This window comes from Brenneria corticis (assembly GCF_003115855.1).
GTDB lineage: Bacteria > Pseudomonadota > Gammaproteobacteria > Enterobacterales > Enterobacteriaceae > Brenneria > Brenneria corticis.
The window spans coordinates 149,492-175,847 of sequence record NZ_KZ819080.1 but is presented as its reverse complement, the minus strand read 5'-3'; the positions used below and the strand labels follow the sequence as shown (position 1 = coordinate 175,847).

Annotated in this window: 22 protein-coding genes; 12 read left to right on the top strand and 10 right to left on the bottom strand. The window is 57.9% G+C overall.

Going from position 1 to position 26,356, the window contains the following annotated elements; all coding sequences use genetic code 11:
- Positions 1–59 precede the first annotated feature (59 nt).
- From DDT56_RS13020 to pilM, 4 genes are read right to left on the bottom strand one after another with little or no spacing between them, the layout of a single operon-like run.
- Positions 60–467, bottom strand: a complete 408-nt coding sequence (locus DDT56_RS13020) for a HofP DNA utilization family protein (RefSeq protein WP_246856768.1) — start codon at positions 465–467, stop codon at positions 60–62.
- Positions 460–1,020 carry a hypothetical protein gene (locus DDT56_RS13015; protein ID WP_136166867.1) on the bottom strand — a complete coding sequence of 187 codons (561 nt, stop codon included), beginning with the start codon at positions 1,018–1,020 and terminating at the stop codon, positions 460–462. Before DDT56_RS13015 ends, DDT56_RS13020 begins: the two co-directional genes overlap by 8 nt.
- On the bottom strand, positions 1,013–1,582 hold the full coding sequence (locus tag DDT56_RS13010) for a PilN domain-containing protein (RefSeq protein WP_136166866.1): 570 nt from the start codon (positions 1,580–1,582) through the stop codon (positions 1,013–1,015). Before DDT56_RS13010 ends, DDT56_RS13015 begins: the two co-directional genes overlap by 8 nt.
- A 2-nt stretch (positions 1,583–1,584) precedes the next feature.
- On the bottom strand, positions 1,585–2,436 hold the full coding sequence (gene pilM, locus DDT56_RS13005) for a pilus assembly protein PilM (protein WP_136166865.1): 852 nt from the start codon (positions 2,434–2,436) through the stop codon (positions 1,585–1,587).
- Positions 2,437–2,546: 110 nt separating this feature from the next.
- Here pilM and mrcA point away from each other — a divergent pair, with 110 nt between their 5' ends.
- Positions 2,547–5,102, top strand: a complete 2,556-nt coding sequence (gene mrcA, locus DDT56_RS13000) for a peptidoglycan glycosyltransferase/peptidoglycan DD-transpeptidase MrcA (protein WP_136166864.1) — start codon at positions 2,547–2,549, stop codon at positions 5,100–5,102.
- 68 nt (positions 5,103–5,170) lie between these two features.
- On the opposite strand, the gene nudE is transcribed toward mrcA, so the two are convergent.
- On the bottom strand, positions 5,171–5,728 hold the full coding sequence (gene nudE, locus DDT56_RS12995; protein WP_136166863.1) for an ADP compounds hydrolase NudE: 558 nt from the start codon (positions 5,726–5,728) through the stop codon (positions 5,171–5,173).
- A gap of 434 nt (positions 5,729–6,162) precedes the next feature.
- Here nudE and DDT56_RS12990 point away from each other — a divergent pair, with 434 nt between their 5' ends.
- The 5 genes from DDT56_RS12990 to pckA all read left to right on the top strand — a co-directional run bounded on the left by DDT56_RS12990 (position 6,163) and on the right by pckA (position 12,222).
- Positions 6,163–8,307, top strand: coding sequence for an intracellular growth attenuator family protein (locus tag DDT56_RS12990; RefSeq protein ID WP_136166862.1), 2,145 nt, complete (start codon positions 6,163–6,165; stop codon positions 8,305–8,307).
- A 102-nt stretch (positions 8,308–8,409) separates the two neighbouring features.
- A complete protein-coding gene (gene yrfG, locus DDT56_RS12985; RefSeq protein ID WP_136166861.1) occupies positions 8,410–9,099 on the top strand; it encodes a GMP/IMP nucleotidase in 690 nt (229 codons plus the stop codon).
- Positions 9,099–9,509: a ribosome-associated heat shock protein Hsp15 gene (gene hslR, locus DDT56_RS12980; RefSeq protein WP_136166860.1), complete on the top strand. Its 411-nt coding sequence runs from the start codon at positions 9,099–9,101 to the stop codon at positions 9,507–9,509. Before yrfG ends, hslR begins: the two co-directional genes overlap by 1 nt.
- A gap of 25 nt (positions 9,510–9,534) precedes the next feature.
- Entirely contained in the window at positions 9,535–10,407 is an 873-nt protein-coding gene (gene hslO, locus DDT56_RS12975) for an Hsp33 family molecular chaperone HslO (RefSeq protein WP_136166859.1), read from the top strand.
- 195 nt (positions 10,408–10,602) lie between these two features.
- Positions 10,603–12,222, top strand: a complete 1,620-nt coding sequence (gene pckA / locus DDT56_RS12970) for a phosphoenolpyruvate carboxykinase (ATP) (RefSeq protein ID WP_136166858.1) — start codon at positions 10,603–10,605, stop codon at positions 12,220–12,222.
- Positions 12,223–12,549: 327 nt separating this feature from the next.
- On the opposite strand, the gene envZ is transcribed toward pckA, so the two are convergent.
- The 3 genes from envZ to greB all read right to left on the bottom strand — a co-directional run bounded on the left by envZ (position 12,550) and on the right by greB (position 15,374).
- Positions 12,550–13,911, bottom strand: coding sequence for a two-component system sensor histidine kinase EnvZ (envZ, locus tag DDT56_RS12965; protein ID WP_136166857.1), 1,362 nt, complete (start codon positions 13,909–13,911; stop codon positions 12,550–12,552).
- The gene (ompR, locus tag DDT56_RS12960; protein WP_005969424.1) at positions 13,908–14,627 is read right to left on the bottom strand and encodes an osmolarity response regulator transcription factor OmpR; all 720 of its coding nucleotides are present in this window, start codon (positions 14,625–14,627) and stop codon (positions 13,908–13,910) included. Before ompR ends, envZ begins: the two co-directional genes overlap by 4 nt.
- Before the next feature lie 267 nt (positions 14,628–14,894).
- Positions 14,895–15,374, bottom strand: coding sequence for a transcription elongation factor GreB (gene greB / locus DDT56_RS12955; protein WP_136166856.1), 480 nt, complete (start codon positions 15,372–15,374; stop codon positions 14,895–14,897).
- A gap of 143 nt (positions 15,375–15,517) precedes the next feature.
- On the opposite strand from greB, the gene olsF reads away from it, so the two are divergent.
- The 5 genes from olsF (at position 15,518) to poxB (ending at position 21,767) form a co-directional block, all read left to right on the top strand.
- Positions 15,518–17,230 (top strand): bifunctional ornithine lipid synthase OlsF, encoded by a 1,713-nt coding sequence (olsF, locus tag DDT56_RS12950; RefSeq protein WP_136166855.1) that lies wholly within the window; start codon positions 15,518–15,520, stop codon positions 17,228–17,230.
- Between the two features lie 151 nt (positions 17,231–17,381).
- Positions 17,382–18,197, top strand: coding sequence for a MetQ/NlpA family ABC transporter substrate-binding protein (locus tag DDT56_RS12945; RefSeq protein WP_136166854.1), 816 nt, complete (start codon positions 17,382–17,384; stop codon positions 18,195–18,197).
- Positions 18,198–18,227: 30 nt separating this feature from the next.
- A complete protein-coding gene (locus DDT56_RS12940; RefSeq protein ID WP_136166853.1) occupies positions 18,228–19,238 on the top strand; it encodes a methionine ABC transporter ATP-binding protein in 1,011 nt (336 codons plus the stop codon).
- Between the two features lie 2 nt (positions 19,239–19,240).
- Entirely contained in the window at positions 19,241–19,900 is a 660-nt protein-coding gene (locus tag DDT56_RS12935) for a methionine ABC transporter permease (RefSeq protein WP_136166852.1), read from the top strand.
- Between the two features lie 145 nt (positions 19,901–20,045).
- Positions 20,046–21,767: a ubiquinone-dependent pyruvate dehydrogenase gene (gene poxB / locus DDT56_RS12930; RefSeq protein WP_136166851.1), complete on the top strand. Its 1,722-nt coding sequence runs from the start codon at positions 20,046–20,048 to the stop codon at positions 21,765–21,767.
- Positions 21,768–21,837: 70 nt separating this feature from the next.
- Here poxB and DDT56_RS12925 read toward each other — a convergent pair whose 3' ends face one another.
- Positions 21,838–23,121 (bottom strand): citrate synthase, encoded by a 1,284-nt coding sequence (locus tag DDT56_RS12925; RefSeq protein ID WP_136166850.1) that lies wholly within the window; start codon positions 23,119–23,121, stop codon positions 21,838–21,840.
- 302 nt (positions 23,122–23,423) lie between these two features.
- On the opposite strand from DDT56_RS12925, the gene DDT56_RS12920 reads away from it, so the two are divergent.
- On the top strand, positions 23,424–25,751 hold the full coding sequence (locus tag DDT56_RS12920) for a Tex family protein (RefSeq protein ID WP_136166849.1): 2,328 nt from the start codon (positions 23,424–23,426) through the stop codon (positions 25,749–25,751).
- A 107-nt stretch (positions 25,752–25,858) separates the two neighbouring features.
- Here the strand turns inward: DDT56_RS12920 and DDT56_RS12915 are convergent, their stop codons facing one another.
- Positions 25,859–26,224 (bottom strand): endonuclease domain-containing protein, encoded by a 366-nt coding sequence (locus DDT56_RS12915; RefSeq protein ID WP_136166848.1) that lies wholly within the window; start codon positions 26,222–26,224, stop codon positions 25,859–25,861.
- Positions 26,225–26,356 lie beyond the last annotated feature (132 nt).

Sequence of the window (26,356 nt, the reverse complement as noted above, 5' to 3'; positions counted from 1 at the left end):
TAGTCTCAGAGAGCAGCCGATTTATCCTCTTTTTATTTTCCATCCACCGCGCCTGGGCGTTACGGCACGGTCAGCGCGGCCGAGGCCGCCGCCCGCGGAATAACGAAAGGCGACGCCAGGGAAACCTCCGCCGGCGATCCGTCACAGCGCCCGGCGCCATCGATCGCCGTCAGCGCGGCGCCCGACTTATCCAGGCGGCTGACCCGCCAGTCGCCCGGCGGGATCACCCCCTCCGGCACGACTCTCTGCCATTGGCTTTCCGAGCGGGCCAACCATCCCACCCATCGTTCGCCTGAACCAATAACGCCTTTTAGCCGCCACTGTTGCAGTGCCTCCATCCGGGTACAGCGTTCCGCCGATAGCGGATGAAAGGGATCGCGATCGATGTCCGCGGCCTCTCCCGGCGCGGCGCGCCACAGGGTGATAACGACCAGCGCCGCAAACGCTCCCCCGGCGATGCTATTCAACGCCGTCCCTCCGCTCGGCCTGCGGTTTTATTAACGTCATTTCAATATGCAGCCCTCCCTGCGCGGACTTCATGGTCAGTTGTTCAATGCGCAACACTTGGGGTAGCGCGATAAATTGACGCAGCACCTGCAAAACGCCGCGATAATCGGCGCGAAACGTTAACAACCACACAGCCCGATCGGCGGAATCCCGCGCCGGCGACTGCGCCGGCTGCAAGGAAAGCAGCACGGCGCCGGACTGTGACAGCGGCGCGGCGACCAGCTGCGCCGGCATATCGGCCGGGAATAAGCGCTGTTCCGCCTGCCATGCGGCCAGCTGCGTTTGCATGGCGGGCAGCGCCGGCATCGTCGCCAACTCCTGCCGGATATGCCGTACCGCCAGAGTGTGCTGCTCAAGCTGCCGTTCGATATCGGCCATTTGCCGTTGCTCTTCCCACAGCGTCCACCTCGCCACCGGCAGGGCGAAGGCAAGCAGCGGGATAACCTGCGCCGCCGCCAATACCCACAGCGGTTTACTGACCCAGGCGGCCCAGCCTGGCATCGAATCAGTCATCGCGCCTCCCGTCGCGCCAGAGGCCGACGGGCGCCCAATCCGCCTGCAGGGAAAAACGCAATAGCGAACGCTCGCTCTGCTGCCTTGACGCCTGCAGAACCCGTACTTGCCCCAATGCCGGATGACGCCCCAGCGAACGGTTTAAATCGACAATATCGCCATAGCTTTCGCTCAGTCCGGAGATCACCAGGCGTTCGCCTCGATCGACGACATCGGTCAGCCAGAGACGCCGGGGCATCATCGATGCCATCTGTTCCAGCAGCTTCAGATAGCGCTGGTTATGCCGCACTCCGGCGGCATCGGCGTCGCGCTGCGCCCGATAATCCCGCAGCTTATTCCACGTCTGCCGGGTTTGCCGGTACTGCGCCGTCAACTGCCGCCGCTGCGCCGACATATCGCTCAGTTGATGCTGCAGCATCAGGCGCTGTTGCTGCCAGACCCGGTAGACCCCGCCTAGCATTACCGCGATCAACGCCAGCTGCAGCAGCAATAGCATCAGCCAGTTGCGCGCCCGCCGGCGTAAGCGCCGTTGACGCCAGGGCAGAAGATTCACCAGCAGCATGTTCAGCTATCCTCAGGGCGCAAAGCCAAGCCGCCGGCGATGACGAATGCCGGCGGAAAATCAGGTAACGGCGGTTGCATCTGGTCAAACGCGGCCAGTGGAGACCAGGGGATCAGCACGTCCGGCCGATTGCCGGCTAATTCCGGCAATGTGCTGCTGTAATAGACCGCATCATGGGATGCCTGAGGATAGCGGGTACTCACCAACGAAAGAATATCCCCGTCAGGGATCAATTCATCGGGATGTATTACGCCGAACTGAAAGGCATGGCTCAGCGGCGATATCCATAGCCAACCGTCCGCCAGCCGATGCAGCAATAGATGGCGATGTTCCAGCCCCGCCGACCGCGCCATACAGCGGATGGCGCAGGTTGAAACCTCGACGACGTCGGGATGCAAATCCGCCGTGCGCAGACATTCAAGCCAGCTGTGCAGCTCAGGCCGCCGCGCGGCGGTAATCAGTAAAGAACCCGGCGTATGGGGATCCTGCCGATAGTCTATCGACAATAAATCACTGCTCACCGGCAGCTTGCGGGCGGCCATGGCCTGTATGTATTCGTTACGCTCCGGCTCCTGTAACCGGCTGTCCGGCGCCGGCAAATAGTGCTGCAATACCCGCTGCGCGGGAAACCCCACCCGCAGTGAAATATGGCGGGGCAATAGTCTGCGCCATCGCAGTAAGGTCTCACAAAGCGCCGCGGTATGGTGTAGACTACCCGCGCGCAACGTGTCGTCCGGCAGCGGAAACTGCCACCAGCAGCGCAGCTGCCAGCCGTGGCGACGGCGCTGAACCGCCAGCGCGCGCATAAACCCGTTTTGTATATCTAATCCAACCCGCCAGATGCGATAAGCCATGTTCAACCCAATTTCCTTATCAAAGAACGTATCCACAGAACAGGCTTACCTTTATACTAGCGCGCGATTGTTTATAAACTGTCCAAACGCTACTGAATGGAAAATCTCAGGTGAAGTTCGTAAAGTATTTATTTATCCTTGCAGTGACTTGCATCCTGCTGGGAGCCGCCTCGATATATGGTCTGTACCGCTATATCGAACCCCAGTTGCCTGATGTCGCCACGCTGAAAGACATTCGGCTGCAAACGCCGATGCAGGTATACAGCGCCGATGGCGAACTGATCGCGCAATTTGGCGAACATCGCCGCATCCCGTTGAAACTGGATCAAATTCCCCCGGTGCTGGTGCATGCGTTTATCGCCACCGAAGACAGCCGCTTCTATGAGCACCACGGCGTCGATCCGGTGGGGATTATCCGCGCCGCGTCTATCGCGTTAACCTCCGGTCACGCCTCACAGGGCGCCAGCACCATTACGCAACAGCTTGCCAGAAACTTTTTCCTTAGCCCGGAACGCACCCTGATTCGTAAAATCAAGGAGGTCTTTCTGGCTATCCGCATTGAGCAACTGCTCACTAAAGATGAAATTCTCGAGCTCTATCTGAACAAGATCTATCTCGGCTATCGCTCTTACGGCGTCGGGGCGGCCGCCCACGTCTATTTCGGCCGCCCGGTCGAGCAGCTTACGCTGAGCGAAATGGCGATGATCGCCGGTTTGCCGAAGGCCCCTTCCACCTTTAACCCGCTCTACTCCTATGACCGCGCAATCGCCCGGCGCAACGTGGTTCTGGCGCGGATGCGGGATGAGAACTACATCACCCAGGCGCAATATGACGCCGCGCGCGGTGAAAAGCTGGAAGCCGACTACCATGCGCCGCGCATTGCGTTTTCCGCGCCCTATGTGGCGGAAATGGTGCGTCAGGAAATGATCAAGCGTTACGGCGACGATGCCTATAACGACGGCTACAAGGTCTATACCACCATCACGCGCAAACTGCAGTCGGCCGCCCAGGACGCCCTGCGCAACAACGTGCTGGCGTACGATATGCGCCACGGCTATCGCGGCCCCGCCGACGTATTGTGGAAAGTAGGCGAAGGGGCGTGGGATCGCGACAAAATCGTCGCCTCGCTGAAAACCCTGCCGGTCTATGGGCCGCTGTTTCCGGCGGTCATTACCGGCGCCAACGCCGATCAGGCGATTGCGATGATGGCCGACGGCAGCAATATTTCCCTGCCGATGGCCGGCATGCGCTGGGCGCGGCCTTACCGCTCCGATACCCAACAGGGCCCGACGCCCAAACGGGTCACCGACGTGGTTCAGGCCGGTCAGCTGGTGTGGGTGCGCCAGGTGGAAAACGACTGGTGGCTCGCCCAGGTGCCGAACGTCAACTCGGCGCTGGTATCGATGAATCCGAATAACGGCGCCATCGAAGCGCTGGTGGGCGGTTTCGACTTCAACCACAGCAAGTTTAACCGCGTCACTCAGGCGTTGCGCCAGATTGGCTCCAACATCAAGCCGTTTCTGTATACGGCGGCCATGGATAAGGGCCTGACGCTGGCCACCATCCTCAATGACGTTCCCATTACCCGTTGGGACGCGGGCGCCGGTTCGGACTGGCGGCCGAAAAACTCGCCGGCCACCTATGACGGCCCGATCCGTTTGCGCCAGGGGCTGGGGCAATCCAAAAACGTGGTGATGGTGCGCGCCATGCGCGCCATGGGCGTGGACTATGCCGCCGAATATATGCGGCGTTTCGGCTTCCCTGAACAGAACATCGTGCATACCGAATCGCTGGCGCTGGGCGCCGCGTCCTTTACGCCGCTGCAGGTTGTTCGCGGTTACGCGGTGATGTCCAACGGCGGCTATCTGGTCGATCCCTATTTTATTACCAGAATAGAGAGCGAGGCGGGCGGCACCGTCTTTACCGCCGCCCCCAAAGTGGTGTGCGATACCTGCAATCTGCCGCTGGTGTACGGTGAAACCCGGCGCTCGCCGGTGCTGTCCGTCAACAATGCGGAAGATGTCGCCACCTCGCGGGAAAATCCGCCGCAGGTGCTGCCCATGCCGCAGTTGGAGCCGGTTACGCCCGAGGAGGCGCGGCAAAGCACCGCTCAGCCTTATGCGCCGCACGTTATCAGCACCCCGCTGGCCTTCCTGATTAAAGATGCGCTTAACAGCAATATCTTCGGGGAGCCGGGCTGGATGGGGACGGGCTGGCGCGCGGGCCGCGAGTTGAAACGCCGTGATATCGGCGGTAAAACCGGCACCACCAACAGTTCCAAAGACGCCTGGTTCTCGGGCTATGGCCCTAACCTTGTCACCTCTGTGTGGATCGGCTTTGACGATCATCGGCGGACGTTAGGCGCCAGCAGCGCCTCCGGCGTCATCAAGGACCAGATTTCAGGCTACGAAGGCGGCGCGAAATCCGCACAGCCGGCCTGGGATGAGTTTATGAAGGCCGCGCTGGACGGCGTTCCCGAACAGCCGCTGACGCCGCCGCCCGGCATCGTCAGCGTGACTATCGACCGCAGCAGCGGCAAGCTCTCCAACGGCGGCGGCAACAGCCGTTCCGAATACTTTATCGAAGGCACGCAGCCGACCGAGTACGAAGTGCATGAGGCCGGCACCACATTGATGGATAACGGACAAAGCGAAGAGCTGTTCTGATAGAACGGCCGAGGCCTGAATACACAAAAGGCGCCAAAACCGGCGCCTTTTTGTTTATCTCACGCGCATCAACGCGCCGCGCGACTCAGCCAATCCTGAGTCAGAAATAGCGCGCTGACGTTACGCGCTTCGCGGAAATCCGGCTCCTGCAACAGCGTCATCATATCGCTCAGCGGCCAGCGCACTTTCGGCATCGGCTCCGGCTCATCGCCCTCAAGGCTTTGCGGATACAGCCCGCGCGCCACCACAATATTCATCTGGCTGGAAAAGTAGGAGGGCGCCATCGTCAAGGTGGCCAACAGATCCATCTGCCGTGCGCCAAATCCCGCCTCCTCCATCAGCTCCCGGTTGGCGGCTTCAAATACCGTCTCGCCGGGGTCGATCAATCCTTTGGGAAAGCCAAGCTCGTATTGTTCGATACCGACCGCGTACTCGCGGATAAGCAGCAGTTCATCATCGATGATCGGCACGATCATCACGGCTTCCCGCCCGGTCGGACGCATGCGCTCATAAACCCGGCGGGCGCCATTACTGAACTCCAGATCGATGGATTCGACGTTGAACAAGCGCGAACAGGCAACCGTTTCTACCTTGAGGATTTTAGGTTTCTGCAGGTTATGACTCATAATGGCCCCATAGAGAAATTACGCCCACAACGACACTTAGCCCAACCCGAACGATCGGTCATATTTACCTATACCCTAGATGCCGGTGTATCGCGGAATGAAAAGCGATCGTTAATATTCTTTTTGATGTTGCTCACATTGTGCGTTAACAGTGGCCTTTGCTGCAACTATCACGACCATGAATTTACTTTTTTATAACATAAGACACACATCACCGCTGTCAAAATAAAAAGTCAATGACTTATCAAAAAATCGGATTATCCTCATTTCAGGTACTCTTGCCGATTGTTACTATTGTCACCTTGCGTGGATAACCGCCGTTATTTTTAGCTATTAATCTAAATAAGACCAAGCCGTACGAGTTATTATCGATTGGGTAAGTTGATTAAAATTCGACAAAAACAAGGAGTAGGTCACGTTGGAATGGAGATGACATGAGCACAATATTCATCCTATTGGCTATATTGCTCGCCTGTCTGATCGCTGTCGGAAGTATCATCGACTACCGTATGCGCCGGCGTCTGCCTTTCGTCAACCCCCTACCGGTGAAACAATCGTCGTTTCGTCAACTGACCGCGGAAGAGCGCATCGCCGTTGAGCACTACCTTGCTCAGGAAAACAGCCAGAAAACCACGCCGCTCGACACCCCAACGTCCTCCCCCAGACTCCCCCGCTCACTGCAAAGCAATCGGGTATATCCGCTGACTCATACCATTACGCGTTACGGCCTGAGCACGGACTCGCAGCATAAGTGGCGATACTATATCGATACGCAGGAGATCCACCTGCCCCCTTGCTGGGAACAGTATATCACTGAAAACAATACCGTTGAGCTGATTAAGACCCGCTCGATTCCGCTGGTTATTTCCCTTAACGGGCACTCATTGGTGGAGTGCATCGACAACCGTCAGACGCGTTCCGCCCCGGAAATTCCGCCGCCCAATGCCGCCATCCACCATGAAGAACATGAACACGCCGAGCTGGTGACCATTCGTAAGGAAACCAGGGAAGAGCACGCCATACATCACTCGGCGGGGCTGAAAGAAGCCGCCGTTCTGTGTCTGGCGTTCCTGCTGCTGTTAATCAGCCTCAACAGCCCGGTGGCGCTGCTTCCCTGGCTGACCGGCACGGCGGTGCTGCTCGCCGGCTGGAGCGTCTGGCAGCTTTTCCGCTCCCCCTCGGAACAGGAACTGCGCGATGTTCATTGCCTCCACGGCACACCGCAAGGTCTCGGCCTTTTTGGCGAATCCAATCAGGGGCAGCTCAGCAACGTCTCTTTGGGGAATATCGATCTTATCTATCCTCCCCACTGGCAACCCTATATCACCCATGATTTGGGAAGAAAAACGGATGTCGATATCTATCTTAATCGACAGGTTATCCGTCAGGGCGAGCACCTTTCGCTACATGACGAAGTCAAAAACTTCCCCCTGCAACGCTGGGGGAAAAATCTGTTACTGGCGGTGGGTTCGCTGCTCTGCCTGATTTTTCTATTGACCTACGTCCCGCTTGGACTGCCGTTAAAGCTCAGCATGGCCTGGCTACAGGGCGCACAAAATATTCAGGTCGCCCAGGTTGACGAGCTGGAAAAAATAGGGCTCAAAATTGGCGATACGCTGCAGGTGCAAGGCACCGGGATGTGTTATGTCCCGACCCGGGGTTATCCCGCGGGCTACGTTTCCGCCTATGCCCCTTTTGACTGCTCGGCGATTTACTGGAATAAGGCGGACCCTTTACCCTTGCCGGAATCCGATACCATTGAAAAAACCTCGGCATTGCTTAAAGTGGTAAACAACCAACTGCACCCGCAGACTGATAAAGAGGGGATGGTTAACTCGCAGCTCGCTTCCGCCATTCAAAAATCAGGGATGATCCTGCTGAATAATTTCTCCGATATCGTATTGAAAACCCAGGCGCTTTGTGAAAATGAAGGCGACTGTATCCGGCTGAAAAACGCCCTGGTCAATCTGGGCAACGTGAAAAACTGGGACGAGCTGGTAAAACGCGCCTCTTCAGGATCGCTCAGAGGCATGAACGTGCTGTTGCGCCCGGTGAGCGCCGAAGCGCTGGAATCCATCGTCAACAGCGCCACCGACTTTTTCTTCTATCGGGAAATCAACAACGCCGCGGATTTACTCAATAGCCCTCCTCCCGGCGGCTTTTTGATTCGCAGCGACGAAGGTCGCCAGCTCGTCGGCCACCCTTTGCCGCCCATGCCGCTGAATGAATACCGGCCTGCGGATCAATGGCAGGAACTGCAGCGGTTATCATCCACGCTGCTGCACACGCCGTTTAACGCCTCGGGCGTCATCACCCACCTCAGTAAAGACGCCAACGGCACTCAGCATATCAGCCTGCACAGCGAACCGGACGTGATTACCCTGTGGCGTTATCTTGGCAGTTGCCTGCTGTTGCTGCTCCTCTCCGCCACGCTGATTACCAATACCGCGCTGCTGGTAAGCAAAATACGCAAGAGCAAACAGCGGATAACCCATATTCAGCGCTATTACGCCACTCGCTTTGGCGGCGGCGGATCCCCGGCATTCCTGACGGACAACCGCACGCGCCGGTTCGGATAATCGTGAAACCGCGCATTGATATGTTATTCTGACCGCGCCGTATTTATCCGCTTACCCAAAGCCGCCTGTATTGTCCGGCTGCGTTCTGTATCTGGAGTACCTATGAGCCCCCGTTTTGACTGGCATGAAATCGACACCGTTCTATTGGATATGGACGGCACGCTGCTGGATCTGGCTTTTGATAACTACTTCTGGCTGCAATTGGTGCCGCAGTCGCTCAGCGATAAACGCGGCATCAGCCTTGAACAGGCCCAGCGGCTTATTGCGGCGGAGTACCGGGCGGTGCAGCACACGCTTAACTGGTACTGCCTCGATTACTGGAGCGCGAGACTGGATCTGGATATTTACCAGATGACCACGGATATCGGCGACCGCGCCCGGCTGCGTGAAGACAGCGCGCCGTTTCTGGCCGCCCTGCGCGACGGCGGCAAACGAACCATTCTGCTGACCAACGCTCACCCGCACAGCCTGGCGGTGAAAATCGCCCATACCGGATTAGACCGGCACCTTGATTTATTGCTTTCCACCCATACTTATGGGTATCCGAAAGAGGATCCGCTGTTATGGCGGGCCGTGCAGCGCCAAACGGGATTCGATCCCGCCAGAACGCTATTTATCGATGATAGCGAACCGATTCTGGACGCCGCCAAAAATTTCGGCATACGCTATTGTCTGGGCGTCAGTAATCCTGATTCCGGCCTGCAGGAAAAAGCATTCCGCCAGCACCCGTCAATGAATGACTATCTCGGGCTGCTGCCGGCGTTGCATCAGTCGGTTAAGCAGGAGAATTGATGATGAAAACCACCGAAAATTCCGGCGATGCCGTCCGTCTGGACAAATGGCTGTGGGCCGCCCGTTTCTATAAAACCCGGGCGATTGCCCGCGAAATGGTCGACGGCGGCAAAGTTCACTACAACGGCCAGCGCAGCAAGCCCAGCAAACTGGTTGAGCTGAATGCCGCAATCAAGTTACGCCAGGGGAACGACGAGCGCACCGTGATTGTTTGCACGATTAGTGGTCAGCGTAGAAGCGCCGCGGAAGCGCAGGCGCTGTATCAGGAAACCGCCGAGAGTATTGAGAAACGGGAAAAGCTGGCGCTGACGCGAAAAATGAATGCGCTGACCATGCCGCACCCGGATCGTCGTCCGGACAAGAAAGAACGACGGGATCTGATTAAATTTAAATACAGCGATCGGGAATAACCTGGCGCTACAGCGAGAGAAAACCATGTCCACCCATGACCAGCTACATCGTTACCTGTTTGAAAATCACGCCGTTCGCGGCGAGTTGGCGACGGTCAGCGATACCTATCAACACATTCTGGCCAATCATGACTACCCGCTTGCGGTACAAACCCTGCTGGGAGAAATGCTGGTGGCGACCAGCCTGTTAACGGCAACGTTAAAGTTCAGCGGCGATATTACCGTGCAGTTGCAGGGAGACGGCGCGCTTAAACTGGCGGTGATTAACGGCAACCATCAGCAGCAAATGCGCGGCGTCGCCCGTTTGCAGGGTGAAATCGCCCCGGGCAGCTCGCTGAAGGAGATGGTGGGCAACGGCTATCTGGTCATCACCATTACGCCGACCGAAGGCGAGCGCTATCAGGGCGTGGTGGGGCTGGAAGGCGAAACGCTCGCCGACTGCCTGGAAAACTATTTCCTGCAATCCGAACAGCTCCCCACCCGGTTATTTATCCGTACCGGCGAACAGAACGGCCGCAGGGCCGCGGCGGGCATGCTGTTGCAGGTGCTGCCCGCGCAGGACGCCGCCCGCGATGATTTCGACCATCTGGCCCAGCTCACCGCCACCGTCAAAGAGGAAGAGCTGTTTTCCCTGCCGGCAAACGAGGTGCTCTACCGCCTCTACCATCAGGAGCAGGTGACGGTATATGAACCGCTGGCGGTCTCTTTCCAGTGCCACTGCTCGCGAGAGCGCTGCGCCGGGGCGTTAATGACCTTGCCGGAACAGGAAGTGAACGACATGCTGCGGCAGGACGGCGAGATCGATATGCACTGTGATTACTGCGGCAATCACTACCTTTTCGACGCCGATGACATACGGGCGCTTAAACAGGACTCATCAACTCATCTTCTCCATTGATTCCTGCACGGGTACCTTATGTACCCGTTCCCCTCAAATTGATTGTATAAAAAACAACCACATCTAATTTTTCAACCCGCAATATTGGCAAAGTTATTAAAAAATTTATTTAATTTTATGATTACTCTCGCGGTTAAAATAAGCTCACGGCATACAATGCTTGTTAGTTGAAATATAACAATTGAGGAGTAGCGCATGCAGATTAAAGGTGTTTCACCACAAGCCCTCGCGGCTTATGGAATCCAGAACGTCCGCGATATTGTCTACAATCCCAGCTATGAATTACTTTTTGAAGAAGAAATCTCCCCTACCCTACAAGGCTATGAAAGAGGAATAGAAACCAAACTGGGCGCGGTTGCCGTCGATACCGGCATTTTTACCGGCCGCTCGCCGAAAGATAAATACATCGTCCGCGATGACGTAACGCGCGACACCGTATGGTGGTCCGATCAGGGGAACGGAAAAAATGATAACCATCCCCTGAGCCAGGAAATCTGGACGCACCTGAAGCAGTTGGTCACGACGCAGCTGTCCGATAAACGGCTGTTTATCGTCGACGCCTTCTGCGGCGCCAACCCCGACAGCCGTCTGAAGGTTCGCTTTATCACCGAGGTCGCCTGGCAGGCGCACTTCGTGAAAAATATGTTTATCCGCCCCAGCGATGAGGAATTACAGGATTTCGAACCTGATTTCATCGTGATAAACGGCGCCAAATGCACCAATCCGCAGTGGCGGGAACAGGGGCTGAACTCCGAGAACTTTGTGGCGTTCAACCTGACGGAACGTATCCAGCTGATCGGCGGCACCTGGTACGGCGGCGAAATGAAAAAGGGGATGTTCTCCATTATGAACTACCTGCTGCCGCTGAAAGGCATCGCCTCCATGCACTGCTCGGCGAACGTCGGCGAGGATGGCGACGTGGCGGTGTTCTTCGGCCTTTCCGGCACCGGGAAAACCACCCTGTCGACCGACCCGAAACGTCAGTTGATCGGTGATGACGAGCACGGCTGGGATGACGACGGCGTATTCAACTTCGAAGGCGGCTGTTACGCCAAAACCATCAAGCTGTCCAAAGAGGCGGAGCCGGATATCTATGGCGCCATCAAACGGGATGCGCTGCTGGAAAACGTCACCGTGCTGGCGGACGGCAGCATCGATTTCAACGATGGTTCGAAAACCGAAAACACCCGCGTTTCCTACCCGATCTACCACATTCACAATATCGTCAAACCGGTTTCCAAAGCCGGACACGCCACCAAAGTGATTTTCCTGACGGCCGACGCGTTCGGCGTGCTGCCGCCGGTATCGCGCCTGACGTCGGATCAGACGCAGTACCATTTCCTCTCCGGCTTCACCGCCAAACTGGCGGGCACCGAGCGCGGCATCACCGAGCCGACGCCCACCTTCTCCGCCTGCTTCGGCGCCGCCTTTCTGACCCTGCATCCCACGCAGTACGCCGAGGTGCTGGTGAAACGCATGCAGGCGGCGGGCGCTCAGGCCTATCTGGTCAACACCGGCTGGAACGGCAGCGGGAAACGCATCTCCATCAAGGATACGCGCGGCATTATCGACGCCATCCTGAACGGCAGCATCGATGACGCGGAAACGCAGACGCTGCCGATCTTCGATCTGGAGATCCCCAGGTCGTTGCCCGGCGTCGATAGCGCGATCCTCGATCCGCGCGATACCTACGCCGATGGAGCGCAATGGCAGGAGAAAGCGGAAGATCTGGCGCGGCGCTTTATCGCCAACTTTGATAAATACACCGATGCGCCGGCCGGCGCCGCGCTGGTTAAGGCAGGGCCTAAGCTGTAAGGGATCGTAAGGGGTCGATAGTGCACACCTTTTGCCGGCACTGTCGTCCCCTTATCATTACCGTCATTCCTTACCATCACCGTCATCCCCTTACCATCACCGTCATCCCATTACCATTACCGTCATCCCCGCGAAAGCGGGGATCTCACGCAACGCCGGGTCGCCGGTAAAAGCAGGTCCCCGCCTACTGCCGCGGGGAAGACGGAAGTCGTTGGCGGGGAAGACGGAAGTCGTTGGCGGGGAAGACGGAAATTGTTGGCGGGAACGAAGGAAGTTGTCGGCAGGGACGACGCAAGTTGTTGACGGGAACGATGGGAGAGACGCCTTTTAACTCTCTTTTGCCGCCCCGCCCTCGGGCGCGGCGATATCGAACGGCAGCGGCAGATAAGCCCGCACGCACAGCCCGCCGCGCTCGCTGACGCCCACATCCAGCACCCCGTCATGAGCATCGATAATGCGCTGGACGATCGCCAGGCCAAGGCCGGTGCCGCTGGTGCTGCGCGCGCTGTCGCCGCGTACAAAAGGCTGGAAAAGGTGCTTCAGCAGCGCCGGTTCGATGCCGCTGCCGTCATCCTCCACCTGAAACCAGGCGCGCTGCAGTTCGCGCCCGGTACTGACCTTTATCCAGCCGTTGCCGTAGCGGGCGGCGTTCACCACCAGATTCAGCGCCGCGCGCTTGATGGATAACGGGCTGACGCGCACCAGCAGTTCGCCGCTGGCGAAATCGCTGTCGATCTGGCGCTCATAGCCGCTTTCCGCCGCCACCACTTCGCCCATAATGGCGTTCAGGTCGGCCACTTCCGTCTGCATTTCCTGCCCAGTGCGCAGGTAGTCGATAAACTGTTCGATAATCGCGTTGCACTCTTCAATATCCTTATTGATCGACTCCGCCAGATAGTCATCTTCCTTGCTCATCATTTCCGTCGCCAGGCGAATGCGCGTCAGCGGCGTACGCAGGTCGTGGCTGACCCCCGCCATCAGCAGGGTGCGATCGTCAGCCAGCAGCTTCACGCCGGACGCCATCTGGTTGAACGCCCGGGTGACGGAGCGCACCTCCGAGGCGCCGTACTCGCGCAGCGGCGGCGGAATAATCCCCTTCCCCACCTGCAAGGCGGCATGTTCCAGTTCAACCAACGGGCGATTCTGCACCCGGATAAACAGCCAGGCGCCGCCGATCACCAGCAGCATGATCGCCAGCGTATAACGAAACAGCGGAGAAAAATCCCCCTGATGGATCTCGGTCAGCGGCACCCGCACCCAGATATCCGGCGACAGCCAGGTTTTCAGCCATACCACCGGGGTATTCTTGCTCACTTCGACCCGCACATCCGTCGGGCCGCCCAGCTGCTGCGCCATCTGCTGGCTGAGAAATTTATAGTGCTGAGCCCAGCGCAGGCCGCTCTCCTCCGCCGCCTCATTGGTATATAACGAGATACCCAGCTCGCGGTAAATCTCGCGCCGGAACGCCGGCGGCACTTCAAGCGTGGAGCCATCCTCCAGTTGCAGGCTGTCGGTCATCAGCATTCTCACCTCGTAGGCCAGCACCTTATTGAACTGCTGCAGACTCGGTAAAATAGCGAAGTTGAGCACCACCAGATAGGTGGTGACCAGGCTGACGAACAATAGCGTGACAATCAGCAGCAGCGTTCGGGCGAACGAGCTGCGTGGAGAAAAGCGCCAGCGGATCATGCCTTACTGCCGTCCGGTACAAAGACGTAGCCCAGGCCCCAAACCGTTTGGATATAGCGCGGATGCGCCGGATCTTCCTCCACCATGCGCCGCAGACGGGAAATCTGCACGTCGATGGAACGCTCCATGGCGCTGTATTCGCGACCGCGCGCCAGATTCATCAGTTTGTCGCGCGACAGCGGTTCGCGCGGATGGCTGACCAGCGCTTTAAGCACCGCAAACTCGCCGCTGGTTAACGGCATCGGTTCGTCATCGCGAAACATTTCGCGCGTGCCCAGATTCAGCTTGAATTTGCCAAAAGCGATAATCGCCTCTTCCTGCGACGGCGCCCCCGGCAACTCATTGGCCTGACGACGCAGCACCGCGCGAATGCGGGCCAGCAGCTCGCGGGGGTTGAACGGCTTGGGTATATAGTCGTCGGCGCCGATTTCCAGACCGACGATACGGTCAACCTCTTCCCCTTTCGCCGTCACCATGATGATCGGCATCGGGTTGCTCTGGCTGCGTAAACGGCGGCAGATAGACAGGCCGTCCTCCCCCGGCAACATCAGATCCAGCACCATCAGGTGAAACGACTCGCGGGTCAGCAGGCGATCCATCTGTTCAGCATTGGCGACGCTGCGTACCTGAAAGCCCTGCTCGGTCAGATAACGCTCCAGCAGCGCGCGCAAACGCATGTCGTCATCCACAACCAGAATTTTATAATTCTCTTGCATTCTCTTTCTCCAAAGGCGTGATTGCCGCCGATGCCGCTATTGTTCAGAAACATACGAATTACTGACAGCCGTTTCTGGTGTATATTTCAGGCAAAATTGTTACAAAGCATATTAAACCACGTTTAATCAACCATTTCCTTTCATCGTCGGCGGCGAAATCCGCGCCTTGTAGTGGATTATAAAGACCCGTTAGCCAATAAAAAGTCACAGACTTCATTCTTTAAACAATTGGAGAGGGGGTGAAAGCCCGGCGGCGCGCTCGCCGCGTTACGGTTTTACATATTCGATGGTATTGATAAACCACATGCGCGGACCGTGCGGGGTATTGACGGTAAACTCGTCGTCGGCCTCCTTCTTCAGCAGCGCGCGCGCCATGGGAGAGTCGATCGAGATATACTCTTTATTCTCGCCGTAGATCTCATCCGGTCCGACAATACGAAAACGTTTTACCTCGCCCTCCTGGTTTTCGATCTCCACCCAGGCGCCGAAAAACACCTTGCCATCCTGCTGCGGCGAATAATCGACGATCTTCAGCTCCGTCAGGCATTTTCGCAGGTAGCGCAAGCGGCGATCGATCTGGCGCAGCAAACGTTTGTTGTAAGTGTAGTCCGCGTTCTCGGAACGATCGCCCAGGCTGGCCGCCCAGGAGACGATTTTCGTTATCTCCGGCCGCTTCACGTTCCACAGATGGTCGTGCTCTTCACGCAGTTTGTTGTAACCCTCCCGGGTTATCAGGTTGGTTTTCACGTCTGTCACCTCGCCCGGCATTCACCGTTAGCCGACTCTTTATTACGCAATTTTATAATTCTGATTAATAATCTGGCAACGGACATAAATGTGTCATTTCCATCCCGTACTTTGAGCCTCGAGAGAGCTATGGAGAACGGTTTATGTTTAGCTTAGACGCCATATTGCAAGATCTTGCCCCTCATCGCCACACTCCGGCCTGGCAGCGTACCTTATTACGCGCTCTGCTGTTCGAAAACAAAATTCAGCAATTTGCTCAACGCTATCCCTATTTAAAAGGGTTGGATCTGGTGGAGCAAATCCTCGATTACTTTAACTTCAGCAGCGAAATGGTCGAGGGCGACGTGGAAAATATCCCCAGCCGGGGACCGGTGGTGCTGGTCGCCAATCACCCGATCGGCTCGCTGGACGGCCTCGCGCTGTTGCGTACGGTGGCCGGCGTCAGGCCGGATGTGCGCATCGTCGCCAGCCAGCTGCTGTCTTACGTCGAACCGCTCAAAAATCTGTTCTTTGCGGTTGATAACTTTACTAACCGCACCAAACGCCAACAAATCGCCGCGATCCAGCAACATCTGGCAAACGAAGGCGCCATCATCGTCTTTCCGGCGGGCGAAGTGTCCCGCATCAGCCTGCAGGGCATACGCGACGGCCACTGGCACAACGGTTTTATCCGTATGGCGGGCAAAGCCCGGGCGCCGGTGGTGCCGATACATATCAGCGGACGCAACAGCGGTCTGTTTTATCTTTCCTCGCTGATGTACCGCCCGCTCTCCACCCTGCTGCTGGTCAGGGAAATGTTTCGCCAGCGGGATCACTCGCTGAAAATCCGCATCGGCGCCCGCATTCCCTATGCCTCCTGGAGCCAGGGAGAGTGGAACGCCGACGATCTGGCCGCCCGCTTCAGACGCCACGTTTACCGCCTGGGACAGGGCAAACCCGGCTGTTTTCCGGCGGAGAAGCCGATTGCGCTGGGCGAAGACCGCGCGTTGCTGAAACACGCGCTGGCCGCTTGCGAAACGCTGGGCGCCACGCCGGACGGTAAGACAGTCTACCTGTATCGACGCGGCGAGGAAGACTATGTCCCGATCCTGCGCGAACTGGGACGCCTGCGGGAAATCGCCTTCCGCGCGGTGGGAGAAGGCTCGGGCCAGCGCCGCGATCTGGACGGCTACGACGACGATTACCTGCATCTTATTCTGTGGGATGAGAGCGATCTGGAGATTGTCGGCGCCTATCGTTTTATTCCCACCGCCCGGCAGATAGCGCAAAAAGGCAAAAACGGCCTGTACAGCCACAGCCTGTTCCATTACGGCGAAGAGATGAATCCGATACTGGCGTCCGGTCTGGAACTGGGGCGCAGTTTCATCCAGCCCAAATACTGGGGCAAACGCGGGCTGGACTATCTCTGGCTGGGGATCGGCGCCTATCTGGCGCGCTATCCGCAATGCCGCTACCTGTTCGGCCCGGTGTCGCTGTCCGGCAGTTTGCCGCCCACGGCGCGAGATTTGCTGGTGGCCTTTTACCGGCTGCATTTCGCTCCCAGCCAACCGCTGGCGCAGTCGCGGCGTCCCTATCCGGCTTCCCTGCCCGGCGTGCTGCAACAGTTTTCAGGCACCGACTACCAGCGGGATCTGACCCTGCTGAAAAGCATGCTCGGCAATATGGGGTGCGCCATCCCCACGCTGTATAAACAATATTCGGAGATCTGCGAACCCGGGGGCGTACAGTTTATCGACTTCGGCATCGATCCCGATTTCAACAACTGTGTCGACGGGCTGGTTCTGGTGGATCTGCAGCGGCTAAAGCCTTCCCGGCATCAGCGTTATATTGCGCCGTTTATTGCAGCGGAACGATAATCAAGCCCCTTTGCCGCGCCGCCGGCAATGCTAAAAAATAGATAAGCAAACGCCAAATTCATGGTTTGCCATTAAATTTCCGCGTGTTTGAATCAGCAAAACCGTTATTACCGCGATAGTTGTTATCTGGTTACTTCATAAGGAAATTAACATGAAATGGCGCCTTTTCACCGGCTTTTTTTCCGCCGTGGCATTGATGAGCACCCTTAGCGCGCACGGGGCGGAAGGCGATAAAAAAACGCTGAAGCTGGGCTTTAATCCCGGTCCTTATAAAGAGCAGTTCGCCGAGGGCGTGGCGCCTTATCTGCAGCAAAAAGGATATAACATCGAATACGTTGATTTCAGCGACGGCATTCAGGTTAATCACGCCGTCAATACCGGTGATATCGACGCCAACGTTATGCAGCATCCGGTATACCTTGAGTCGGTCAACGTGCGATTGGGAATTAATAATGTCGGGATTGTACAGGTGCCGACGCCGCCTATGGGCCTCTATTCGCAAAAGCATAAACATGCCGACAAACCGCGGCCCGGCACGGTTATCTCCGTTCCCAACCAGCCCTCCAACGAATATCGGGCGGCGCTGTTGCTGCAGGATTTAGGCTGGATAAAAATTGCGGACAATGCCGAGCCGGCGACATTTTCGCAGAAGCATATTATCGAGAACCCCTACAAGATCGTATTAAAAGAGCTGGATAATGCCCAACAGGTGCGGGCATTGCCGGACGTCGACTACGGCGCCATTCAGGGGAATTTCGCCGTTTCAAGCGGACTCAAGCTTAATTCCGCCCTGCAGCTGGAGAATCCGACCCAGGGCTTTATTAATGTCGTCACCGTCGCCGGGAAAAATAAAGACGCGCAGTTTGCCAAGGATATTATCGCCGGTTATCACTCGGCGGAATTTAAAAACTATATCCAAAGCCATCCGCAGTATGAAGGTTATCTGTTGCCTGATTATTTGAAATAACCGGCAGCGGAAACGAATGAGTAAAAAATAATGATTGAGCTGAGAAACGTAAGTAAAACTTTTCAGCGCAACGGCAGCGGCGTAACCGCGTTGCAGGATATTCATTTACGGATAGAAAAAGGGGATATTTTCGGCATTATCGGCTATAGCGGCGCGGGGAAAAGCACCCTGCTGCGCATGATCAACGGACTGGAAACGCCCACCGCGGGCGAGGTGCTGATTAACGACGTGTCGCTGAATACCCTGCGTCAGCGTCAGTTAAGCACCCTGAAAAGGGATATCGGCATGATCTTTCAGCACTTCAGTTTGCTGAGGTCGAAAACCGTATTTCACAACGTGGCGATGCCGCTGGTGCTGGCGGGCAAGAGTAAGACATATATCCGCCAGCGGGTGGCCGAACTGCTGGACTATGTCGGTCTGGGCGATCGCTCCCGCAGCTATCCGAACGAGCTGTCCGGCGGTCAGAAACAGCGCGTCGGCATCGCGCGCGCGCTGGCGATGAACCCGTCGATTCTGCTGTGCGACGAGGCCACGTCGGCGCTTGATCCGCAAACCACCATTCAGATCCTGCTGCTGTTGAAACGCATTAACCGCGAATACAACATTACGGTGGTGCTGATCACCCATGAAATGTCGGTGATCCAAAAGATCTGCAACAAAGTCGCGGTGATGGAGCAAGGCCGGGTGATTGAACAGGGTGCGGTGATTGAGGTATTCGGCCGTCCCGCCCACCCCGCCACGGTCAATTTTGTCCGCACGGTAATTCAGGATCGTCTGCCGGACAGCCTGGCGCAGACCCTGCATGCAGAAAGCGGCAAGCTGCTGCGTCTTGAATTTGTCGGGCTCTCCGCCGGCCGGCCGGTGATCTGCAACGCCATCAAAAAATACGATGTGGAGATCACTATTCTGTTTGCCAGCATGTCCGAAGTTCAGGACACCACGCTCGGCTTTATGATGGTGCTGTTAAACGGCGATGATGCGCAGATAACCCAAACCATGGCTTATCTTGCCGCCGCCGGCGTGATTATTCAGGAGCCGTAGCCATGTTTGAAACCGCGATAACCGCCGATCAATTCCTTCTCGCCCTGCACGATACGCTGATCATGGTCAGCGTCTCCCTGGCGCTCGGCTCGCTGCTCGGCGTCCCGCTCGGCATTCTGCTGGTCGTCACCCGCCCCGGCGGGCTGCTGCAAAGCGCCGCGCTGTACCGCATACTGAACCCGCTGGTGAATATTATCCGCTCGCTGCCGTTCATTATCCTGCTGATCGCCATTCTGCCGCTGACCCGGCTGATCGTGAACACCACCATAGGCACGCCGGGGGCCATCGTGCCGCTGATTATCTTTATCGCCCCCTATATCTCCCGCCTGGTGGAAAACTCGCTGCTGGAGGTGGACGAAGGCATTATCGAGGCGGCCAAGGCGATGGGCGCCACGCCGTTGCAGACCATCTGGCACTTTATGCTGCCCGAGGCGCTGTCGTCGCTGATTTTAGCCCTGACCACCGCCACCATCGGCCTGATTGGCGCGACGGCCATGGCCGGCACCGTCGGCGGCGGCGGAATCGGCGATCTGGCGATCACCTACGGCTATCAGCGTTTCGACACCTTCGCCACCGTCACCACCGCGCTGGTGCTGATCGCGCTGGTACAGCTGTTGCAATCGCTGGGAAACCATATCGCCCGCCGGATCCGTCGCGAATAGCCGACGGGTTATCACCTTGAGTCTGGCCGGGGTATCCCGCCCATAACAACATCAGTTCACAATTTAGCCGCTCTTATACCGGACCCATTTGGCTTAATGCATGTATGCTTTTTTCTGTGTGGTAATCAGAAAGGAGCGAAAAAGTATGAAACAGTCCGTGGCCGCTTTAGTAGCAAAAACCCTGGAAAGCGCCGGCGTAAAACGCATTTGGGGCGTAACCGGAGATTCGCTGAACGGGTTGAGCGATAGCCTGAACCGTATGGGCACCATCGAATGGATGCCGACGCGTCATGAAGAGGTGGCGGCATTCGCCGCCGGCGCCGAAGCGCAAATCAGCGGCGAGCTGGCGGTTTGCGCCGGCTCCTGCGGCCCCGGAAACCTGCATTTGATTAACGGCCTGTTTGATTGCCATCGCAATCACGTTCCGGTGCTCGCCATCGCCGCGCATATTCCTTCCAGTGAAATCGGCAGCAACTACTTCCAGGAAACCCATCCGCAGGAACTGTTTCGCGAATGCAGCCACTACTGCGAGCTGGTTTCCAATCCGGAACAGCTCCCCCAGGTGCTGGGCATCGCCATGCGCAAGGCGATTCTCAATCGCGGCGTGTCCGTGGTGGTACTGCCCGGCGATATCGCGCTACAACCCGCGCCGGAAGAGGCGACGGCGGACTGGTATCCGCCGCAGCATCCCCTGGTTCAGCCCAACGAACGCGAGATGCGCAAGCTGGCCGACCTGCTGAATAACGCCAAAAACATTACGCTGATGTGCGGCAGCGGCTGTGCGGGCGCCCATGATGAAGTGGTGCAACTGGCCGCCGCGCTGAAAGCGCCGGTGGTCCACGCGCTGCGCGGCAAAGAGCATATTGAATATGACAACCCGTACAGCGTCGGCATGACCGGCCTGATCGGCTTCTCATCCGGCTACCACGCAATGATGAACGCCGATACGCTGGTGCTGCTGGGCACGCAGTTCCCTTACCGCGCCTTCTACCCGGCCGACGCCGCCATCGTGCAGATCGATATCGACCCCGGCAGCCTCGGTTCGCACTGCCATGTGGATATGGCGCTGATGGGGGATATCAAATCCACGCTGACCGCGCTACTGCCGCAGTTAGAGGAAAAAACCGACCGCAAATTCCTCGACAAGGCATTAGAGCACTACGCCGACGCGCGTAAAGGGCTCGACGATCTGGCGACCGCCAATGATAAACAGGCGATCCACCCGCAGTATCTGGCGCAGCAGATCAGCCGCTACGCCAGCGAGGATGCGATCTTTACCTGCGACGTGGGAACGCCGACCGTATGGGCCGCACGCTATCTGAAAATGAACGGCAAACGCCGCCTGATCGGCTCGTTCAGCCACGGTTCAATGGCCAACGCCATGCCGCAGGCGCTGGGAGCGCAGGCGATCGATCGCCAGCGCCAGGTTATTTCGCTGAGCGGCGACGGCGGGTTCAGCATGCTGATGGGCGATTTCCTGTCGGTCGCCCAGCTCAAGCTGCCGGTGAAAATCGTGGTGTTTAACAACAGCGTGCTGGGCTTTGTCGCCATGGAGATGAAGGCCGGCGGCTATCTGACGGACGGCACCGAGTTGAAAAATCCTGACTTTGCCGCTATCGCCAACGCCTGCGGCGTGAAAGGCATCCGGGTGGAAAAAGCCTCTGAGCTGGACGCCGCCCTGGAAGAGGCCTTTGCCTTCGACGGCCCGGTGCTGCTCGACGTCATCACCGCCACCGAAGAGCTGGCGATGCCGCCGCAGATCAAGCTGGATCAGGCAAAGGGCTTTAGCCTTTACATGCTGCGCGCCATTATCAACGGACGCGGCGATGAAGTGCTTGAGCTGGCGAAAACCAACTGGCTGCGTTAACACCGCCCCGGCGGCAAAACGGCCGCCTGATTCACGGTATAAATCAGGGCATCAACCACGCGGCCCCGCGTTATTTATCCTGCCGGGAAACATAGTCCCGGCGAGGCTGCCCGGTGTAAACCTGACGCGGGCGATAGATCCTCAGTTCCTGCCCATGCATTTCATTCCAGTGCGCAATCCAGCCCACGGTGCGGCCGACCGCGGAGATCACCGTAAACATGGATGACGGCAGCCCCATCGCCTTGAGGATCACCGCGGTGTAAAAATCGGCGCTGGGATACAGTTTATGCTCCAGGAAATAGGGATCGGTAATGGCGATATGCTCCAGTTCGACGGCGACCTGCAGCAGGCTGTCTTCCATCCCCAGTTCGCTGAGCACTTCATGGCAGGTTTTGCGCAGCACGGCGGCGCGCGGATCGAAATGGTGATAGACCGAATTACCGAAGCCCATCAGCCGCAGCGAGCTGCGCTTATCCTTGGCGCGCTGTAAAAATGCGGGAATGCGATCGACCGTTTTGATCTCTTCCAGCATACGCATACAGGCTTCGTTGGCGCCCCCGTGCAACGGCCCCCACATGGAGGACAGCCCCGCCGCGACGCTGGCGAAGGGATTGGCCCCGGACGAACCGGAAGCCCGGACCGCCATGGTGGAGGGGCACTGGCCGTGGTCGGCGTGCAGAATCAGAATCCGGTTCATCGCCCTTTCCAGCACCGGGTTCACTTCATAGGTTTCCGCCGGCACCGCAAACAGCATATGCAGGAAATTACCGGTATAGGAAAGCGCATTGCGCGGGTAAACCGCGGGCTGTTCAATCGAATATTTGTAACACATCGCCGCCAGCGTCGGCATTTTCGACAGCAGCCGGACCGCGGCCAGCTCACGGTGTTCGGCGTTATCAATATCCAGCACGTCATGGTAGAAAGCCGCCAGCGCCCCGACGACCGCACACATCAGCGCCATGGGATGGGCGTCGCGCCGAAAGCCGCTGAACATCCGGCCGATCTGCTCATGCACCAGGGTATGGCGGGTAATGGTATTGGCGAAGCTGGCGTACTCGTCCTTAGAAGGCGCCTCGCCGTGCAGGAGAATAAAGCAGACTTCGGTAAAATCGCATTTATCCGCCAGCTGCTCGACGGGAAAGCCGCGGTGCAACAGCACGCTGTTGGCTGCGTCAATGTAGGTAATCGCCGATTCGCAACCCGCCGTATTGGCAAAGCCGGGATCGTAGCTGCAGAGTTCCTGCGCGCCAAGCGGGCGGATATCCAGCGCATCCTTTCCCATCACCCCCGAACGAATATCCAGCGTGATATCTTCCTGCCCGTCGCGCACAAGGGTGGCCTTTCTTACTGTCATTGATGCTCTCCTGACCGAATTGCTACTGGTGGTGGCTAATTTTATGGCTGTGGTTGCCCGCCGTCGCCGAACAACTTTCCCATGCTTATTTAATACGCTAAAAACGCCGCGCAGTGATCACAATCTTATCTAATATTGATGCAGATAAAGTTTACCCTATCCCCGAAACCGTTTTTTTACCATGCCGCCGCGGCGATAGCCGTCTTCCCCCGACGGGTACGGCTGGCATTTTTTGTTATCAAACCGTATAACTGTCCTCCAGTTGTTTAACCCATTAATTGATGACTATCGATATCAGACCTATGAATGATTCATTAAGCCAGATTATCGCCGGCGAACTGCAGGCGCGTACGGAGCAAGTGGACGCCGCCGTCCGCCTGCTGGACGAAGGCAACACCGTCCCCTTTATCGCCCGATACCGCAAGGAAGTGACCGGCGGGCTGGATGATACGCAGCTGCGTCAGTTGGAAACCCGTCTGAGTTACCTGCGCGAACTGGACGATCGGCGCCGGACTATTCTGAAATCCATCGACGAACAGGGAAAACTGACCGATCAGCTCGCCAATGCCATTAACGGCACGCTGAGCAAGACCGAACTGGAAGATCTCTATCTGCCGTACAAGCCCAAGCGGCGCACCCGCGGCCAGATCGCCATCGAGGCCGGCCTCGAACCGCTGGCGGAGAGCCTGTGGCGGGATCCGGCCCAGGAGCCGGAACGGGCGGCGCAGGTTTACGTCGACGCCGACAAAGGCGTGGCGGACGTGAAAGCGGCGCTGGACGGCGCGCGCTATATTCTGATGGAGCGCTTTGCGGAGGACGCGGCGCTGCTGGCGAAAGTGCGTCACTATCTGTGGAAGAACGCCCACCTGGTTTCCCGCGTGGTGGAAGGGAAAGAGGAGCAAGGGGCGAAGTTTCGCGACTATTTCGACCATCATGAGCCGATTGCCCAGGTGCCTTCCCACCGGGCGCTGGCCATGTTCCGCGGCCGCAACGAAGGGATATTGCAGCTGTCGCTGAACGCCGATCCGCAGTTTGAGGAAGCGCCGCGTGAAAGCTACTGCGAGCAGATTATTATCGACCATCTGGACCTGCGGCTGGGCAATGCGCCGGCGGACGGCTGGCGGCGGGCGGTGATTAACTGGACCTGGCGCATCAAGGTGCTGCTGCACCTGGAAACCGAGCTGATGGGCAGCGTGCGGGAAAAAGCGGAAGACGAAGCGATCAACGTCTTCGCCCGCAATATGCACGACCTGCTGATGGCGGCGCCGGCGGGCATGCGCGCCACCATGGGGCTGGATCCCGGCTTGCGCACCGGGGTGAAAGTGGCGGTGGTGGACGCCACCGGCAAGCTGGTGGCCACCGATACCATTTATCCGCATACCGGCCAGGCGGCCAAAGCCGCGGCTATCGTCGCCGCGCTGTGCATCAAGCATCAGGTGGAGCTGGTGGCCATCGGCAACGGCACCGCCTCGCGGGAAACCGAACGCTTCTTCCTCGATACCCAAAAACAGTTCCCGGACGTCAAAGCGCAGAAGGTGATCGTCAGCGAAGCGGGGGCCTCGGTGTATTCGGCCTCCGAGCTGGCGGCGCAGGAATTCCCCGATCTCGACGTGTCGCTGCGCGGCGCGGTGTCCATCGCCCGCCGCTTGCAGGACCCGCTGGCGGAGCTGGTGAAAATCGATCCGAAATCCATCGGCGTCGGCCAGTATCAGCACGACGTCAGCCAGAGTCTGCTGGCGAAAAAGCTGGATGCGGTGGTGGAAGACTGCGTCAACGCCGTCGGCGTCGATCTGAATACCGCCTCCGTCGCCCTGCTGACCCGCGTGGCGGGCCTAACGCGGATGATGGCGCAGAATGTGGTGGCCTGGCGGGACGAAAACGGCCGTTTCCGCAACCGGGAACAGCTGCTGAAAGTCAGCCGCCTGGGACCGAAAGCCTTCGAGCAGTGCGCGGGCTTTCTGCGTATCAATCACGGGGATAACCCGCTGGACGCCTCGACGGTTCACCCGGAAGCCTATCCCGTGGTGCAACGTATTCTTGCCGCCACCGAACAGGCCATTCAGAACCTGATGGGCAACCCCGAGGCGCTGCGCAACCTGAAGCCCGCCGACTTTACCGACGCGCGTTTCGGTGTGCCCACCGTCACCGACATCATCAAAGAGCTGGAGAAGCCGGGGCGCGATCCGCGGCCGGAGTTCAAAACCGCCAGCTTCGCCGACGGCGTGGAAACCATGAACGATCTGCTGCCGGGCATGATCCTGGAAGGCGCGGTCACCAACGTCACCAACTTCGGCGCCTTTGTGGATATCGGCGTCCATCAGGACGGGCTGGTGCATATCTCCGCCCTCGCCGACCGCTTTGTCGATGACCCGCATAAGGTGGTGAAAGCCGGGGATATCGTAAAAGTCAAAGTGATGGAGGTCGACCTGCAACGCAAACGCATCGCGCTGACCATGCGGCTGGACGAACAGCCGGGGGAAACCGCCGCGCGCCGCGGCGCCGGAACTCGCGACGCCAGCGCCCCGGCCAACCGGCCGGCAGGCAAATCCCGCCCCCGCCCGGCCAACGCGCCGACGGCAGGCAACAGCGCCATGAGCGACGCGCTGGCCGCGGCGTTAAAAAAGCGTTGATCCTGTGCCGACCCCACCCCAACCCTCCCCTTCGCAGGGGAGGGAGCAGGTTTTCTCCTCCCCCTGCGAAGGGGGAGGCCGGGAGGGGGTCGTGCGGCAAAAGATATTCACTGACGTTTGGCAGATGCCAGCCCGCTGCTAATCAACATCAATACGCCATCAATATTTTTCATAATGTCGGTGTTGGATATTCTCAACACGCTTAAACCCAGAGAACGTATATAGTCATCCCGTAAACAATCATGCGCGCTGCCTTGCGCCGAAAAATGGCTGTCGCCGTCAACTTCAATGACCAAATGGCACTCGGCACAATAGAAATCGACAATATAAATACCAATACCATGCTGTCTGCGAAATTTCACACCTAACTGACGATGCCGAATTTTCTCCCACAGCCGGCGTTCAGGTTCGGTAAGATTTTGACGCAGTTCACGCCTTAGTCCGGTTCGTTCACGCCGATTAAAAATTTTCACCTAGCCCCACGGAATATCCAGGGACTCAACGATCGCAACAATTCCGTTTCTCACGATCTCTGCGCCCCATGATTATTACATGCCGCCAATCATGGGGCAGCGAGCGGCTAAAAACGATAATGACGGAACAAA

Excerpts from the sequence above, each read along its gene's own strand:
- DDT56_RS12925 (WP_136166850.1), bottom strand. The coding sequence starts at position 23,121 with ATGACAGTAAGAAAGGCCACCCTTGTGCGCGACGGGCAGGAAGATATC.
- hslO (WP_136166859.1), top strand. The coding sequence starts at position 9,535 with ATGTCCACCCATGACCAGCTACATCGTTACCTGTTTGAAAATCACGCC.
- DDT56_RS12920 (WP_136166849.1), top strand. The coding sequence starts at position 23,424 with ATGAATGATTCATTAAGCCAGATTATCGCCGGCGAACTGCAGGCGCGT.
- pilM (WP_136166865.1), bottom strand. The coding sequence starts at position 2,436 with ATGGCTTATCGCATCTGGCGGGTTGGATTAGATATACAAAACGGGTTT.
- DDT56_RS12990 (WP_136166862.1), top strand. The coding sequence starts at position 6,163 with ATGAGCACAATATTCATCCTATTGGCTATATTGCTCGCCTGTCTGATC.
- DDT56_RS12935 (WP_136166852.1), top strand. The coding sequence starts at position 19,241 with ATGTTTGAAACCGCGATAACCGCCGATCAATTCCTTCTCGCCCTGCAC.
- ompR (WP_005969424.1), bottom strand. The coding sequence starts at position 14,627 with ATGCAAGAGAATTATAAAATTCTGGTTGTGGATGACGACATGCGTTTG.
- DDT56_RS12945 (WP_136166854.1), top strand. The coding sequence starts at position 17,382 with ATGAAATGGCGCCTTTTCACCGGCTTTTTTTCCGCCGTGGCATTGATG.
- poxB (WP_136166851.1), top strand. The coding sequence starts at position 20,046 with ATGAAACAGTCCGTGGCCGCTTTAGTAGCAAAAACCCTGGAAAGCGCC.
- envZ (WP_136166857.1), bottom strand. The coding sequence starts at position 13,911 with ATGATCCGCTGGCGCTTTTCTCCACGCAGCTCGTTCGCCCGAACGCTG.
- pckA (WP_136166858.1), top strand. The coding sequence starts at position 10,603 with ATGCAGATTAAAGGTGTTTCACCACAAGCCCTCGCGGCTTATGGAATC.
- yrfG (WP_136166861.1), top strand. The coding sequence starts at position 8,410 with ATGAGCCCCCGTTTTGACTGGCATGAAATCGACACCGTTCTATTGGAT.
- DDT56_RS13015 (WP_136166867.1), bottom strand. The coding sequence starts at position 1,020 with ATGACTGATTCGATGCCAGGCTGGGCCGCCTGGGTCAGTAAACCGCTG.
- hslR (WP_136166860.1), top strand. The coding sequence starts at position 9,099 with ATGATGAAAACCACCGAAAATTCCGGCGATGCCGTCCGTCTGGACAAA.
- DDT56_RS12940 (WP_136166853.1), top strand. The coding sequence starts at position 18,228 with ATGATTGAGCTGAGAAACGTAAGTAAAACTTTTCAGCGCAACGGCAGC.
- olsF (WP_136166855.1), top strand. The coding sequence starts at position 15,518 with ATGTTTAGCTTAGACGCCATATTGCAAGATCTTGCCCCTCATCGCCAC.
- nudE (WP_136166863.1), bottom strand. The coding sequence starts at position 5,728 with ATGAGTCATAACCTGCAGAAACCTAAAATCCTCAAGGTAGAAACGGTT.
- DDT56_RS13010 (WP_136166866.1), bottom strand. The coding sequence starts at position 1,582 with ATGCTGCTGGTGAATCTTCTGCCCTGGCGTCAACGGCGCTTACGCCGG.